This window comes from Streptomyces sp. NPDC056948, from assembly GCF_042674225.1.
GTDB classification, from domain to species: domain Bacteria; phylum Actinomycetota; class Actinomycetes; order Streptomycetales; family Streptomycetaceae; genus Streptomyces; species Streptomyces purpurascens.
Map to the genome: position 1 here is coordinate 1 of NZ_JBHUQX010000249.1, position 14,074 is coordinate 14,074.

General features: G+C 71.5%; 14 protein-coding genes. 5 read left to right on the forward strand and 9 right to left on the reverse strand.

Annotation, left to right across the window (positions count from 1 at the left end):
- Positions 1–5: 5 nt before the first annotated feature.
- From ACFTZL_RS28025 to ACFTZL_RS28050, 6 genes are all read right to left on the reverse strand, one after another.
- The gene (locus ACFTZL_RS28025) at positions 6–587 is read right to left on the reverse strand and encodes a hypothetical protein (protein WP_382588129.1); all 582 of its coding nucleotides are present in this window, start codon (positions 585–587) and stop codon (positions 6–8) included.
- A 93-nt stretch (positions 588–680) separates the two neighbouring features.
- The gene (locus ACFTZL_RS28030; RefSeq protein WP_382588131.1) at positions 681–1,946 is read right to left on the reverse strand and encodes an MFS transporter; all 1,266 of its coding nucleotides are present in this window, start codon (positions 1,944–1,946) and stop codon (positions 681–683) included.
- A gap of 84 nt (positions 1,947–2,030) precedes the next feature.
- Complete coding sequence (locus ACFTZL_RS28035) at positions 2,031–3,476, reverse strand: CitMHS family transporter (RefSeq protein ID WP_382588133.1); 1,446 nt, start codon at positions 3,474–3,476, stop codon at positions 2,031–2,033.
- A 135-nt stretch (positions 3,477–3,611) separates the two neighbouring features.
- Entirely contained in the window at positions 3,612–5,855 is a 2,244-nt protein-coding gene (locus ACFTZL_RS28040) for a molybdopterin oxidoreductase family protein (protein ID WP_382588135.1), read from the reverse strand.
- Positions 5,856–5,947: 92 nt separating this feature from the next.
- Positions 5,948–6,565 carry a TetR family transcriptional regulator gene (locus ACFTZL_RS28045; RefSeq protein WP_382588137.1) on the reverse strand — a complete coding sequence of 206 codons (618 nt, stop codon included), beginning with the start codon at positions 6,563–6,565 and terminating at the stop codon, positions 5,948–5,950.
- Positions 6,562–7,173: a hypothetical protein gene (locus tag ACFTZL_RS28050; RefSeq protein WP_382588139.1), complete on the reverse strand. Its 612-nt coding sequence runs from the start codon at positions 7,171–7,173 to the stop codon at positions 6,562–6,564. The genes ACFTZL_RS28045 and ACFTZL_RS28050 overlap by 4 nt, the downstream gene beginning before the upstream one ends.
- A gap of 154 nt (positions 7,174–7,327) precedes the next feature.
- On the opposite strand from ACFTZL_RS28050, the gene hmgA reads away from it, so the two are divergent.
- The 3 genes from hmgA to ACFTZL_RS28065 are packed head-to-tail and all read left to right on the forward strand — an operon-like array spanning position 7,328 to position 10,606.
- Positions 7,328–8,644, forward strand: a complete 1,317-nt coding sequence (hmgA, locus tag ACFTZL_RS28055) for a homogentisate 1,2-dioxygenase (RefSeq protein ID WP_382588141.1) — start codon at positions 7,328–7,330, stop codon at positions 8,642–8,644.
- A gap of 26 nt (positions 8,645–8,670) precedes the next feature.
- Positions 8,671–9,417, forward strand: a complete 747-nt coding sequence (locus tag ACFTZL_RS28060; protein WP_382588143.1) for a GntR family transcriptional regulator — start codon at positions 8,671–8,673, stop codon at positions 9,415–9,417.
- Between the two features lie 34 nt (positions 9,418–9,451).
- Positions 9,452–10,606 carry a type ISP restriction/modification enzyme gene (locus ACFTZL_RS28065; RefSeq protein WP_382588145.1) on the forward strand — a complete coding sequence of 385 codons (1,155 nt, stop codon included), beginning with the start codon at positions 9,452–9,454 and terminating at the stop codon, positions 10,604–10,606.
- Positions 10,607–10,631: 25 nt separating this feature from the next.
- Here the strand turns inward: ACFTZL_RS28065 and ACFTZL_RS28070 are convergent, their stop codons facing one another.
- Complete coding sequence (locus ACFTZL_RS28070) at positions 10,632–11,348, reverse strand: TetR/AcrR family transcriptional regulator (RefSeq protein WP_382588147.1); 717 nt, start codon at positions 11,346–11,348, stop codon at positions 10,632–10,634.
- 63 nt (positions 11,349–11,411) lie between these two features.
- Here ACFTZL_RS28070 and ACFTZL_RS28075 point away from each other — a divergent pair, with 63 nt between their 5' ends.
- Entirely contained in the window at positions 11,412–12,383 is a 972-nt protein-coding gene (locus tag ACFTZL_RS28075; protein WP_382588149.1) for an ATP-binding cassette domain-containing protein, read from the forward strand.
- Positions 12,380–13,162 carry an ABC transporter permease gene (locus tag ACFTZL_RS28080; protein ID WP_382588151.1) on the forward strand — a complete coding sequence of 261 codons (783 nt, stop codon included), beginning with the start codon at positions 12,380–12,382 and terminating at the stop codon, positions 13,160–13,162. Before ACFTZL_RS28075 ends, ACFTZL_RS28080 begins: the two co-directional genes overlap by 4 nt.
- Positions 13,163–13,287: 125 nt before the next feature.
- On the opposite strand, the gene ACFTZL_RS28085 is transcribed toward ACFTZL_RS28080, so the two are convergent.
- Together ACFTZL_RS28085 and ACFTZL_RS28090 are read right to left on the reverse strand one after the other, a co-directional pair.
- Positions 13,288–13,554, reverse strand: coding sequence for a hypothetical protein (locus ACFTZL_RS28085; RefSeq protein WP_184562045.1), 267 nt, complete (start codon positions 13,552–13,554; stop codon positions 13,288–13,290).
- A gap of 126 nt (positions 13,555–13,680) precedes the next feature.
- Positions 13,681–14,074 (reverse strand): anti-sigma factor (locus tag ACFTZL_RS28090; protein ID WP_382588153.1); only part of this gene is annotated, 394 nt, incomplete at its 5' end.

The window sequence follows — 14,074 nt, forward strand, 5'->3', positions numbered from 1 at the left end:
GTGTCCTACGCCGCGCCATGGGGGCGGCGGCGGAGGCGGAACCAGACCGCTCCGGCGACGGCGGCCAGGCCGACGGCGGCGGCGCCGGCGACCGGTGTGAAGGCCTCGGCACGGGCGATGCCGCCACCACCCGCCGGCGCGCCGCCGTTCGGGGTGATGGTGGCCTTGGAGTCCGGGCAGGAGACCTGGAACACCTTGAACTTGCCCGCGCCGTGGGCCCGGTCGGTGAGCCACGTCAGCTTGTACTGGCCGTTGGGCAGGTCGATGAGCGGACTGCGGCCCGCACCGGCCGCGTCGAGGGTGACGGAGCCGCTCTTGGCCGGCACCTCGGGCAGGGCCTGGATGGTCCAGTTGACCGTCTCGCCCGCCTCGAAGTCGAACGCGGCGAGGTAGAAGTCGCAGACCTTCGGATCGTTGCGGCGATCACCGGCGGCCGTCTCGGTGGCGTGGATCTTGACGTCCCCGTTGTCCCCCGGAGCGGCGACAGCGGGCACCCCGCTCAGGGTGGTCCCGGCGACGGTGAGAGCAGCGAGAACGGCGGTGCGGGTGCCGGCACGGCGTGCGAGGGGTACGACGGGCATGAACATGCCTCCAAGTCAGATGATTTTCATACAAACACCTCGTCACCTGACTATCTGCCACATGTCACCCGGAAACGCCGGAGCACCGCCCACGACGCGTCAGATGTCGCTCTTCCGGCCCAACGGCATCCCGTTCCGGCTGGGTTCGGAGTCCGCTCCGCCCGCCTCGTCCGGCTCCGGCTCCGGCTCCGGCTCCGGCTCCCGCGGCGACCGCACCGCGACCCCCGACGACACCAGCAACAGCACCCCCAGCATCACGAACGGCGCCGCCACCCCCGCGACCCCGGCGATCAGCCCGGCCGCGGCGGGCGCGGCGACCTGGCCGAGCCGGTTGCCGGTCAGACGCAGGGCGAGGGCCGTTGAGCGGGCCTCGTCGGGTGCGGCCTGGACGACCGTCGTCATGGACAGCGGCTGCCCGACGCCCAGGCAGAAGCCGAGCAGTGCGAGCAGCAGACCGAGCGCCCACACCGGCACCGGCAGGGCGATGCCCGCGCACAGCAGGGCCGCCAGCAGGCACGTCACGGTGAGCAGCATGGTCCGGCCGAGCAGCCGCAGCAGGGGCGTGAGCACCAGGCGGCAGGCGATGGTGGCCGCCGCGCGCAGGCTGAGCAGGACGCCGATCACGGACGGGGCGATGCCCCGGTGCTCGCCGACCACCGGGAGGTATGCGGTGAGGATGTCGGTCGCGGACAGCACGGCGAGGCTGATGAGGATGCCTGCGGGCACGCCCCGGGTGCGCAGGATGCTCCGGACCGGGACCCGGTCGCCCTTGTCCGCGCGTGACGTGGCCGCCGTACGGCGGTGCTCGATGCGCCACAGGGAGGTGAACGAGACAGCGGCGACCCCGCCCGCCGCGATCAGGGCGAGCGCGCTGGTGCCCGCCATGTCCTCGCCGCCGATCAGCGCGCCCGCCGCGATGGGGCCGACCAACTGGCCGAGCGCGGCGCCGATGGTGAAGTGCCCGAAGTTGCGGTCCTGGTCGTGCGGCGCCGACTGGCGGGCGACGAGGGACTGGGAGCCGATGACGAAGCAGAGGTGGCCGAGGCCCATCACCCCGCTCCACAGGGCCATCGTCCCCAGGGAGCCGGCGACGCCGCTGAGGGCGCAGCCGCCGGAGATGAGGACCACGCCGAACGGCAGCAGGGGCGCGCAGCGGCCGTGGTCGGTACGGCGGCCCAGGGGGACGGCGGCGAACAGCGGAAGCAGCGCGTAGACACCGGCGATCACGCCGACCGCGCGTTCGTCCGCGCCCAGCGCGAGGGCCCGGTAGGAGACGGCGGGCCGGGCCATCGACACCGCCGCCTGCGCGAAGCTGAAGGCGATGACGAGGCGGAGCAGCCAGCCGCGGTTCCCACCGGGCCTCACGATGTCCTCCAACGGGGATCGAACAACATCAATCCAGCAACATCAATCCAGCAACATCAATCGAGCGAGGTCAATCGAGCGACGTCAGATGATGCCGAACAGGATGCCCGCCCCGAGGATGACCAAGCAGGTGAGGGCGGCCCACTTCACGACGAACTTGGTGTGGTCGCCGAACTCCACCTTGGCCATGCCGACCAGGACGTAGACGGCCGGGACGAGCGGGCTCGACATGTGCAGCGGCTGGCCGACCAGCGAGGCGCGGGCCATCTCCACCGGGGAGACACCGTGCGCGGCACCGGCCTCGGCGAGGACGGGCAGGACACCGAAGTAGAAGCCGTCGTTCGACATGAAGTACGTCAGCGGCAGGCTCAGCACACCGGTGACGATGGCCATGTGCGGGCCCATGCCCTCGGGGATGACGTCCACCATCCACTTGGCCATGTTGTCGACCATGCCGGTGCCCTGGAGGACGCCGGTGAAGACCGCGGCGGCGAAGACCATGCCGGAGACGTTCAGGACGTTCTCGGCATGGGCGGCCAGGCGGGCCTTCTGGTCGGGGATGTGCGGGAAGTTCACGGTCAGGACCAGCGCGGCACCGAGCACGAACAGCACCGGGATCGGCAGCCACTCCATGATCATGGCGGTGAGCAGGACGACCGTGAGCAGCGCGTTGAACCAGTAGAGCTTGGGGCGCAGGGTGGCCCGGTTCGGGTCGAGACCCTGGAAGCGGTCGTCCTCGGTGTCGTCCTCGGCGTCGGTGCCACTGCCGGAGCCCGCGCCCGCGTCGGTGCCGGCACCCGTGCCGCCGCCCTTGCGCATGGAGACCTTGCCGTCGCCGGCGTCACCGGAGCCGCCGGAGCCGACGAGGACCGTCTCGCTCTCCTTCTCCTCCTCCAGCACCTCGTCCAGCGTCAGCATGCCCAGCCGCCGGCGCTCACGCACACCGAGCACGTAGGAGAGGCCGAAGACGAAGAGCAGACCCACCAGGAGCGCCGGGATCATCGGGACGAAGATCTCGCTGGCGTCGAGCTTGAGCGCGGTCGCGGCGCGGGCGGTCGGGCCGCCCCAGGGGAGGGTGTTCATCACACCGTTGGCCATCGCGGCGACACCGGTCATCACGACCAGGCTCATCTTCAGGCGCTTGTACAGCGGGTACATCGCCGAGACGGTGATCATGAAGGTGGTGGAGCCGTCGCCGTCCAGCGAGACGATCGCCGCGAGCAGGGCGGTGCCCACGACGATCCGCATCGGGTCCGCTTTACAGAATTTGAGGATCCCGCGGACGATCGGGTCGAAGAGACCGACATCGATCATCACACCGAAGTAGACGATCGCGAACATGAGCATCGCCGCGGTGGGGGCGAGGTCGGTCACGCCGTCGAGGACGTAGTCGCCGAGCTTGGCGCCCTTGCCGACGAACACGCAGAAGAGAGCGGGAATCAGCACGAGCGCCGCGATCGGCGACATCTTCTTCATCATGATCAGGACCAGGAAGGTCGCGATCATGGCGAAGCCGAGGATGGTCAGCATGAGTGGGTACCTAACGTTCGCCCTTGAACATTCCACCAGGGCCGGCGGTGTCCGAGACGTTAGGTGCCGTCAAGCAGCGTTAACAAGACGTTGACGTGCGAGCAATAAGCGCAGAACTGCTGGTCACAGCTTTGCTCAGGTCAGGGGCATGAGATTTTCGGCCTCCGGGGCGCATTCGACGGGCACTCCGTTGAGGACCGCGTTGCCCGACAGAGGGTCGAGCAGACGGCCGTCGAGAAGCTGGTTGACGTTGACGCCGGGGTCGGTCGAGGCGTGGTTGAGGCGGGTCCCGGGCCGGTCGTGGCCCCAGCCGTGCGGCAAGCTCACCACACCCCTGCGGACGGCGTCCGTGACCTCGGCCGGTGCGGTCACCTCTCCCCCGGCGCCCTTCACCCGTACCGGCGCCCCGTCCGTCACGCCCAGCCGTTCGGCGTCCTCGGGGTGGATGTGCAGGGTGCAGCGGTTGGAGCCGCCGGTGAGGGCGGGCACGTTGTGCATCCAGCTGTTGTTGGAGCGCAGATGACGGCGGCCGACCAGGACGAGCCCCTCGGGGCGTTCGGCCAGGGCCGCGCGCAGGCGGGGCAGGTCCCCCGCGATCGGCCCCGGCAGCAGCTCCACCAGGCCGCTGCGGGTCTTCAGCGGCTGCGGGAGCCGGGACCGCAGCGGGCCGAGGTCGAGGCCGTGCGGATGCGCGAGCAGCTTCTCCAGGGTGAGCCCGTCCGGTCGTGCGCCGAAGCCGTCGCCGTAGGGGCCGAGGCGGAGCATCATGTCCAGCCGTCGTTCGGGGCCGGTGTCGCCGGTGAGCTGTGCGGCGAGCTCGCGGGGGTCGCGGCCGCATACGGGCGAGTGGGATTCCTCGACCGCCTTGCCGAGGGTCTGGTCGATGACCATGTGGTCGACGGCGGCGGGATCGGCTCCGTGCATGCCCGTGACGGCGAGGATCAGCCGGGCCAGGATCTCCGTCTCCGCCATGCGGCCGGGTTCCAGCGGGACCGCGGGGCGGGTGTAGCGGACCTGGTTGCGTACGGCGAGGGTGTTGAAGGCGAAGTCGTGGTGCGGGCTCTGGGAGGGCGGGGGCGGGGGCAGCACGACGTGGGCGTGGCGTGAGGTCTCGTTGAGGTACGGGTCGACGCTGACCATGAAGTCGAGCGAGTCGAGCGCCTTGTCGAGCCGGTCGCCGTCGGGCGCGGACAGGACGGGGTTGGCGGCGACGGCGATGATCGCGCGGACCGGCTCGCCTTCCTCGGTGGCGGTGTCGATCTCCTCGGCGAGGGCCGACAGGGGCAGCTCGCCCTTCGCTTCGGGGTGCCGGCTCACCCGGGAGAGCCAGCGCCCGAGGGCGAAGCCGCGGCCCGGTCCCGCGGGGCGCGGGGTCCTGTCGGTGGCGGCCTGCGGGAAGAGCGCGCCGCCCGGCCGGTCGAGGTTGCCGGTGAGGACGTTCAGGACGTCGACGAGCCAGCTTGCCAGGGTGCCGTGCGGGACGGTGCAGCTGCCGATGCGGCCGTATACGGCGGCGGTGGGGGCGGCGGCGAGTTCGCGGGCGAGGGTGCGGATGAGGCCGGCGTCGACGTCACAGGCCGGGGCGACTGCCTCGGGGGTGAACTCCCGCAGGGCGTCGGCCAGTTCCTCGACACCTTGGACGTGCGGGGTCGGCTCGACGAGGCCCTCGGCGTAGAGCACCTGCGCCATCGCCGCCAGCAGCAGCGCGTCGGTGCCGGGCCGCACGGCGATGTGCCGGTCGGCGAGCTTGGCGGTCCGGGTGCGCCGCGGGTCGATGACGACGAGGGTGCCGCCACGAGCCTTGAGCGCCTTGAGCTTGCCCGGGAAGTCGGGGGCGGTGCACAGACTGCCGTTGGACTCCAGCGGGTTGGCGCCGATCAGCAGCAGATGGTCGGTGTGGTCCAGGTCGGGCACGGGGATGGCGTTCGCGTCGCCGAAGAGCAGTCCGCTGGAGACGTGCTTGGGCATCTGGTCGACCGTGGAGGCGGTGAAGACGCTGCGGGTGCCCAGTCCGGCCAGCAGCACCGTCGGGTAGAGGGCGCCGGCCATGGTGTGCACGTTGGGGTTGCCGAGGACGACGCCGACGGAGTTCGGGCCGTGGCGCTCGACGAGCGGACGTATACCGGCGGCGACAGCGTCGAAGGCCTCCTCCCAGGTGGCCTCGCGCAGCTCGCCGTCCCTGCGCACCAGCGGGGTGCGCAGCCGGTCGGGGTCGGAGTCGACGGCCCCGAAGGAGGCGCCCTTGGGACAGATGAACCCCTCGCTGAACACGTCGTCGCGGTCACCTCGGGCACGGGTGACGCGCGTCCCCTCGATGGTGAGGGTCAGGCCGCAGGTGGCCTCGCACAAGGGACAGATACGCAGGGCGGTGCGGGACACGGGTCCTCCAGGGGCGGCGGCTGCGGTGACGCGCGAACGCGCCCGAGCATACCGACCGGTATGCACGGAGGGGAGGCCCTGACGGCATCGGGTCAGTCGAGCACCCGGGACAAATACGCCCGGAGCATCTCCCGCATCTCCTCGATGATCTTCGGATCGCCTTCCGGCGCGACCCGGAACGCCAGGTGCACGAGTGTGTCGGCGGTCTCGACGGCGATGAGGAACACCCGGCGCAGTTCCTCGTCGGGCTCGCGGTCGAGGTAGCCGGAGAGGAGTTCGGTGAGGCGGTCGGCGACGCGGTGGTTGGGTTCGGTGTGGCGGGAGCCGACCGGGATCTGATTGCCGAAGTCGACGAGGGAGAAGCCGGGCGCGGTGCGCTTCATCTCCAGGTACTCGTCGAGCACGGCGTCCATGGCCACGCGCCAGTCCCCGTCACCCGTCTCCCCCAGGCGCTCGGTGACGCGGGCGGAGTACCGCTCGAGGTTGCGCTGGGCCAGCGCGTCGGCCATCTGGCGTTTGTTGCCGAAAAAGCGGTAGACGGAGCCGATGGGGACGCCGGCCCGCTGGGCGACGGCGCGGGTGCTCAGGGCGTCGTAGCCGACCTCGTCGAGAAGGTCGGCGCAGGCGTCGAGGATCCTGGTCAGGCGTTCGGCACTGCGCCGCTGCACGGGCGCACGACGGAGCGATGTCGCGTGGGGCACGGGCTTCATGATGCCTTTCCGGCGCGGTCCGGTGAACCTCGCCCCCCGATCCGGGACCGGGCGTCCGCCGCATGCGTCCGCGCTTCCCCCGGGGCGGTCGCACTCGGCGGCGCACCCGGGCCGGGCTCCGACGCGGTGATGTCGGCCGTGCTCTCCACCGGCCTGCCGTCCACCGCCCAGGGGGTGCCGTCGTCGGCGTAGAGACGGGCCGTGACGTGGTGCGTGCCACGCGGCACCAGGTGAGCGGCCAGCCGGTACTCGGAGGCGCGGAGCCGGGTGACGAGGCGGCCGTCCACATAGAGGTGCGCGAGTCCGCGCCCGGCCACCGCCGCATCCGCGGCACCCGCCCGCGAGAAACGGAACTTCCGGACGGTCAGCCGGACGTCCCAGCCGCCGGCCGCGTCGGGCTGCACCTCGATGCCGACGTCGGGGGCGTCCCGCCGGGCCACCTGACGGTAGGGGCGCCCCTCCGGGTCCCGGTCCTCCAGGAGCGTGCCCACGGGTGTGGGCGAGACCCCGCTCCCCCGCTCCCGCGCATCACCGGAGCCGCAGCCCGCGGCTCCGGCCAGCAGGACGCAGACCGCGAGCAGGGTGAGAGGTCCACGTGTCCACGACATGTCCGCGAGCGTAGAACGCGCGTCCGACTCGGCGGATCGTCCTCAAGTCGGGTTCAGGTCATCCCTCGAGAGGAGGGCGCGTGTCCCTCTTGCGCAGGGGAAAACGCAATCCTACGGTGTTGCATAGGAATCGGACGGCAAGGGAGCAGCGATCATGGGTTCGGACGTGCGGAAGACCGCCGAAGGGCTGACCTATCTCTCCGGCTTCGGCAACGAGCACGGCTCCGAGGCCGTCCCGGGCGCGCTGCCCGAGGGCCGCAACTCACCCCAGCGAGCCCCGCTCGGGCTGTACGCGGAGCAGCTGAGCGGCACGGCCTTCACCGAGCCGAGGTCCCACAACCGCCGCTCATGGCTGTACCGGATCCGCCCGTCGGCCGCGCACCCGGCGTTCACCCGGGCCCACAACGGCTCGATCCGCACCGCTCCCTTCACCCAGACCGTGCCCGACCCGAACCGCCTGCGCTGGAATCCCCTTCCCGACCCGGCCCCCGAGACCGATTTCCTGGCCGGACTGTGGACGCTGGGCGGCAACGGCGACGCCACCCAGCGCACCGGCGTCGCCGTGCACCTCTATGCCGCCAACGCCTCGATGGAGCGGGTGTTCAGCGACGCCGACGGCGAGCTGCTGATCGTCCCGGAGCGCGGCGGGCTGCTGCTGCGCACGGAGTTCGGTCTGCTCCATGTGGAGCCGGGCCATGTCGCGCTCGTCCCGCGTGGGGTCCGCTTCCGTGTGGAGCTGCTGGACGCCTCGGCCCGAGGTTATGTGTGCGAGAACTACGGCGCGCCCTTCCGCCTCCCCGACCTGGGCCCGATCGGCGCGAACGGGCTCGCCAACCCCCGGGACTTCCGCGCCCCTGTCGCCGCGTACGAGGACGTCGAGGGCCCGGTGGAGGTGGTGAACAAGTTCTGCGGCAACCTCTGGACGGCCACCTACGACCACTCCCCGCTCGATGTCGTCGCCTGGCACGGCAACCATGTGCCGTACGTCTACGACCTGCGCCGTTTCAATGTGCTCGGCACCATCACCTACGACCACCCGGACCCGTCGATCTTCACGGTGCTGACGTCCCCGTCGGACACCCCGGGCCTGGCCGGTGTCGACTTCGTGGTGTTCGCGCCGCGCTGGCTGGTGGGCGAGGACACCTTCCGTCCGCCGTACTTCCACCGGAACGTGATGAGCGAGTACATGGGCCTGATCGAGGGCGCGTACGACGCGAAAGCGGAAGGCTTTCTGCCGGGCGGCGGTTCGCTGCACAACATGATGTCGGCGCACGGCCCGGACCGGGAGACCTTCGACCGGGCGAGCGCCGCCGAGCTGAGGCCGCAGAAGATCGACGACGGACTGGCGTTCATGTTCGAGACCCGCTGGCCGCTGACCCTCACACCGCACGCGGCCCGGGCGGAACACCTCCAACAGCGTTATGACGACGTCTGGCAGGGCCTGGAGCGGCACTTCCGTCCCTTGCACTGAACACCCCTGACCGGTACGGATGGCCCGTGACCTCCTTCGCTCCGGACTCGATCGTCCTGAACCGCAAGCTGCCGCTCTGGTACCAGGTGTCGCAGTCACTGCGCGCGTCGATCCTCGGCCGCTCGCCCCAGGACCCGCTGCGCCTGCCCACCGAGGAGCAGCTGGCCGGGCACTACGGCGTGAGCGTGCTGACCATGCGGCAGGCGCTGAAGGAGCTGGAGGACGAGGGGCTGATCACCCGCCACCGCCGGCGGGGCACCTTCATCGAGCCGCACGCGCGCAGGGGTTCCCCGGTCCGTCTGCTCGGCTCGGTGGACGCGATCGTGGCGCAGCAGTCCGGCATGACGACCGAACTGCTGGACCACGGCACGGCCCCCGTGCCGAGTGAACTCGCCGAGTTCTTCCCGGAGGTGCGGGAGGTCTCGACGTACCACCGGCTGCGGAGCGACGAGAAGACGGGTGAGCCGACGAACCACGCCCGGAACTATGTCCGTCCCGAACTGGCCGCGCGGATCGACCTGGACGACCTCGTCCGATGGCCCATGACCAAGGTGCTGCGGGATGTCGTCGGGGTGGACATCAGCCGCATCACGGACACGGTGGAGGCTCGGCTCGCCGACCCGGAGACGGCGAAGCTGCTCCAAGTTCCCTTGCTGAGCCCGATCCTGCACTACACGGGCGTGACGTACGACGCCAAGGGGCGGGTCCTCGACGTGGCGGTCATCCACTATCGGGGCGACCGGTTCTCCTTCACGGTGACCCTTGACGCGTAGTGGCCGCCCCGCGCGCCGGTGGGGGCGTCGTACGATGCCCTGCGTGACGCACGACGACGCTCCGCCGCTGGCGGACCTCATGCCGTGGTCCGTCGCACCGCCGCGGCTCGGCCGGGGCTGGCCGGCGGCCCCCGACGCGGCGTCCCTCAAGGCCCGCTGGGACGCCTTGGTGAAGGCCGAGGGACCCGACCGCGAGACCCTGTTCGAGCCGACCCGCTCGCGCACGCTGCACACGGCGGTCGGCCAGTTGCCCGGCCGGGCGGGCGGCACGGAGAAGCTGCTCCGCGTCTCGGGCCCGTGCCCGGAGCCGGTGCGCGTGCTGCACGCTCCCTTCGACGAACAGTGGCTGATCCCCGACCAGCGGCTGATCGACGCGGCCCGCCCGGAGCTGTGGCGGGTGGCGGACGAACGGCAGGTCTTCGTCGTGGAGGCGCCCGCGGCCCTCGCGCCTCCCCTCCTCGTCACCTCACTGCTCCCGCTGCTCCGCCCCGGCCGCGTCCGCCCGCTGTTCCGCCGGCCCGGAGGGCGGGAACCCAACCTGGCCCCCGGCCTGCTGGAGCACCTGGGCACCCGCCTGGGCGACACCCCCGCACCGCTGGACGTACTGGCCTGGATCACGGCGACGGCCCGCCCGGACCTCACCGTCCCGCTCACCGCTGACACCGACGCGTGGACGCGGGGTGTGGAGCTGGGCCACCGCCTGCTGTGGCTGATGCGCCGCGACGGCGAACGCCCGAAGCTCCCCGGCGGCCGCCGCCCCTACGTCCGCTCCCCGCTGCCCTCCCGGCCCCTGGCCCTGGACTACGACCGGGACGAGGAGGCCCTGCTGATGGACGAGGGCCGCATCTCCCCGGTGCCGCCGGAGGCCTGGGACTTCGAGGCGGGCGGGGTCCGCGTCCTGGAACAGTGGTTCGCGGCGCGCGTCACCGAGGCCGAGCCGGGCACCCTCGCGGCGATCCGCCCCGCGACCTGGACGCAGACCTGGACGTCGGAGCTGCTCGAGCTGATCACGGTCCTCGCCCTGCTGGCCGAACTGCGCCCCCTGGACGAGCCGGCGCTCCCCGACCCGATCACGGCAACCGAACTCCGCGAGGCGGGCCTCCTCCCGGTGCCGGCGGCGGTCCGCCGGCCGGCCTCGGTGCTGGACGGCCCCGAGGAGGGCCCGGAAGGCCAGCTCGCGCTGCTCTAGCGCAGATCGGGATCGCTCCTAGCTCCTAGCGCAGGTCGGGGTCGTAGGCGTCCAGGACGCGTTCGAGCGCCCGCCGGAACACCGCCTCCAGATCGACCGGTCCGCTCTGCTCCATGAAGGCCGCTGCCAGTCGCGGATACGCGCCGGTGGCGACCTGGCTGCCCAGATAGGCCATACGCACCGCGTTCTCCTCCTCCTCGGACCACGGCATGGAGCGGGTGCGCTCGACGGTCGCGATGTCGTTCGCGGTGTACGTCGACACGATGCCGTTGAGCAGCGCGATCAGCTCCGTCTTCGTACCGGCCGGAACGTCGAGCGGTTCGAGACAGGCCAGGCAGTGCTCCAGATAGCGCAGGGTGTTGGGGCTGAAGCCGTGCACCCCTGCCATCAGGCGCGGCACCCAGGTGTGGCGGTACATGATGGCCCGCGTCTCCTCCGCGTTGCGGAGCATGTCGGCGCGCCAGTCGCCCGTGGGTTCGAACATCTCGTGCTCGGCACCGACGGCGTCCACCATCAGCTCGTACAGATCCTCCTTTCGGGGGACGTAGTTGTACAGCGACATCGTGCCGCAGCCCAACTCCGCGGCGACATGCCGCATGGACACCCCGTCGAGCCCCTCCGCGTCGGCGATCCGCACCGCCGCCGCCGCGATGCCGGCGCGGGTGAACGCCGGTTTCGGCCCACGGCCGGTGCGCTCGGGGCGCGCCCAGATCACTTCGGGTACGGCCGCTCGGCCCGCCATCGATCATCACCTCGGTCACCATCCTAGTTACGTACAGCGTACGTAGTGCGCTATGGTCGAGCCATGACTTCTACGTACGCTGTACTTAGTGAGGGTCTCGAGAAGCGGTTCGGGCAGGTCCGTGCCGTGCGCGGACTGGACCTCGCGGTGGCCGAGGGCACGGTGTGCGGGGTCCTCGGGCCGAACGGGGCGGGCAAGACCACGGCCGTGCGGCTGCTGACCACGCTGCTGCGGCCGGACGCGGGCTCCGCGCGGGTCGCAGGCCATGACCTCGTCCGCGAGGCCGCAGCCGTCCGGAGCCGGATCGGCGTCACCGGGCAGGACACCTCGATCGACGGGGACCTGACCGGACGCCAGAACCTCAAGCTGTTCGGCCGGCTGCACCGGGTGCGCGGTCCGGCCGGCCGGACCGCGGAACTCCTCGACCGCTTCGGGCTGACGGAGGCCGCCGACCGGCCCGCGTCCACCTACTCCGGCGGCATGCGCCGCCGCCTGGACCTGGCGGCGAGCCTGATCCGCCGCCCCGACGTGCTGTTCCTGGACGAGCCGACGACCGGCCTCGACCCGGCGAGCCGCAACCTCATCTGGGACGCGGTGCGCGATCTGACCGCCGAGGGCACGACCGTGCTCCTCACCACCCAGTACCTGGAGGAGGCCGACCAGCTCGCCGACGACATCGCCCTGGTGGACCGGGGCCGGGTCGCGCACACCGGGTCGCCGGCGCAGCTCAAGGCGCTCGTCGGGGCGCACGCCGAGGTCGTCGTGACGGACGCGGACGCGCTCGTGAGGGCGGCGGGCGTGCTCGACCGGCTCACGGGCGCGCAGCCGTCGTTCGACCACGAGCGCAACGCCGTCGGCGCGGTCAGCAAGGACCCGACACTCACCCTCCCGCTGCTGGTGCGCGCCCTGGACACGGCGGGCGTGCCCTTGCTCGACGTGAGCCTGCGGCCACCGACGCTGGACGACGTGTTCCTGCGCCTCACGAACACCACGACGGCCACCACCACGACCGACGACAAGGAGCGTGCGGCATGAGCATGCTGGCGTACGACGGGACCGCGATGCTGGGGCGCCAGTTGCTGCGGATGCGGAACAACCCGGGGCTGCTGATCCTCACTCAGACGATGCCGGTCAGCATGCTGCTGTTCTTCGGCTACGTGTTCGGCAGCGCGCTGGCGATGCCGGGCGAGGCGTACCGGTCGTTCCTCGTGCCGGGCCTGCTGGTGGCGACCGCCGCGGGCGGCATCATGACCGGCATGTTCCAGGCGGCCCAGGACACGCACCGGGGCGTGACGAACCGCTTCCGTACGCTGCCGATGAGCCGGGCGGCCGTACCGCTCGGACAGGCCGCGGCGGACGTGGTGGTCACGGCCGTCGGGACGGTGCCGTTCCTGCTGGTGGGGCTCGCGGTGGGCTGGCGGATCGAGGGCGGTCTCCTCGAAGCGGCGGGGGCCGTCGGGCTGTTGATGCTGTTCCGCTTCGCGTGCACCTGGGCCGGGATCTACCTGGGCCTGCTCACCCGGAACGAGGAGGCGGCCGGTCAACTGGGCGGGGCGACCTTCCTGCTGCCGCTGCTGTCCAGTGCGTACATCCCGACGACGGGACTGCCGGGGTGGCTGCGGACGGTCGCCGAGTGGAATCCGATCAGCGCGGTGGCGACGGCTCTGCGGGATCTGTTCGGCAACGCGCCGGTACCCGACGAAGCGGCCTGGCCGGTGGCCCACCCCGTCGCGGGGTCGCTCATGTGGTGCGCGGTGCTGCTCGGGATCTTCGTGCCGCTGGCCGTGCGTCAGTACGCGCGCGGGGAGCGGTGAACCAGGGGGAGGGGGAGCGTGCCGCGCTCGGGAACACACCTGGCGCTGCTGCGTGCCGTGGGGATGACGGACGACGAGTGCGCAGCGTGACGCCGGGGGCGGTGTGACCGCCCGAGCGCGGGCCCCTACCTGCCGCCGAACAGCGAGCGGCGCAGTCGGCGCAGCGGTGCGAAGAGCGAGACGCGACGCACGCGTGCTCCCCTTCCACTGCGGTCGTGCGGCTGGCGCGCGGTCAGTTCACGCATCAGCGAGGTCGCCTCGACCGTCTCCCGCTGCGGGACGGCAGGACCGCCCAGCACCGACAGATGGCGGTCGAGGCGCGAACTGGTCGCGCTGCTCCCGCAGGTGATCGCAGGGACCCTCGCCCTGCTGCGCACTGTTATCTGTTCCATGTCACTCCCCACCCGTACGAGTCCACCCGGCCCGGGCAGGTTAACCCTATCGCCCCGCCCGGGCACTCGTGTATCGCGGTCACAGGATTCACCTTCCCCATAAGGGGGTTGACGATGTATCTCCGATTACTCTCCGAATCCAACAGATTTCAGGGCGAGTTGGACGATCGGCTGGGTGGTGGGCTGCGGTGACCCGCCGGCGGGCTCGACGGTTACGGCCAGTGACGTCGCTGAGGAGCCGAGACTGGTCGCGACCAGGGGCGTGTCGCCTTTGAGGAGCCCCAGGGAGCGTGGTTGCGCGCCCGGGCGCATGAGCCACAACTGGTGCACTCGGCCGCCCGGCGGGGTGCTGTATCCGCCGAGGGTGACCACCGCGCTCCCCTCCGTCGCGGAAGCGATCACTCCGATGGTTCTGCCCCGCCCGTCCCGGCCGCTGCTCGCACGGGCGTCCGGAGCCGCCAGAACGTGGGCGATCTCACGTGACCGGTCCCGCTCGGCGGTCAGTTCGTCCTGGGTCCGG

Bases quoted from the DNA above. Each gene is read 5' to 3' on its own strand.
- ACFTZL_RS28050 (WP_382588139.1), bottom strand. From the start codon at position 7,173: ATGTCGTGGACACGTGGACCTCTCACCCTGCTCGCGGTCTGCGTCCTG.
- ACFTZL_RS28085 (WP_184562045.1), bottom strand. From the start codon at position 13,554: ATGGAACAGATAACAGTGCGCAGCAGGGCGAGGGTCCCTGCGATCACC.
- ACFTZL_RS28075 (WP_382588149.1), top strand. From the start codon at position 11,412: ATGACTTCTACGTACGCTGTACTTAGTGAGGGTCTCGAGAAGCGGTTC.
- ACFTZL_RS28035 (WP_382588133.1), bottom strand. From the start codon at position 3,476: ATGCTGACCATCCTCGGCTTCGCCATGATCGCGACCTTCCTGGTCCTG.
- ACFTZL_RS28025 (WP_382588129.1), bottom strand. From the start codon at position 587: ATGTTCATGCCCGTCGTACCCCTCGCACGCCGTGCCGGCACCCGCACC.
- ACFTZL_RS28070 (WP_382588147.1), bottom strand. From the start codon at position 11,348: ATGGCGGGCCGAGCGGCCGTACCCGAAGTGATCTGGGCGCGCCCCGAG.
- ACFTZL_RS28065 (WP_382588145.1), top strand. From the start codon at position 9,452: ATGCCCTGCGTGACGCACGACGACGCTCCGCCGCTGGCGGACCTCATG.
- ACFTZL_RS28045 (WP_382588137.1), bottom strand. From the start codon at position 6,565: ATGAAGCCCGTGCCCCACGCGACATCGCTCCGTCGTGCGCCCGTGCAG.
- hmgA (WP_382588141.1), top strand. From the start codon at position 7,328: ATGGGTTCGGACGTGCGGAAGACCGCCGAAGGGCTGACCTATCTCTCC.
- ACFTZL_RS28080 (WP_382588151.1), top strand. From the start codon at position 12,380: ATGAGCATGCTGGCGTACGACGGGACCGCGATGCTGGGGCGCCAGTTG.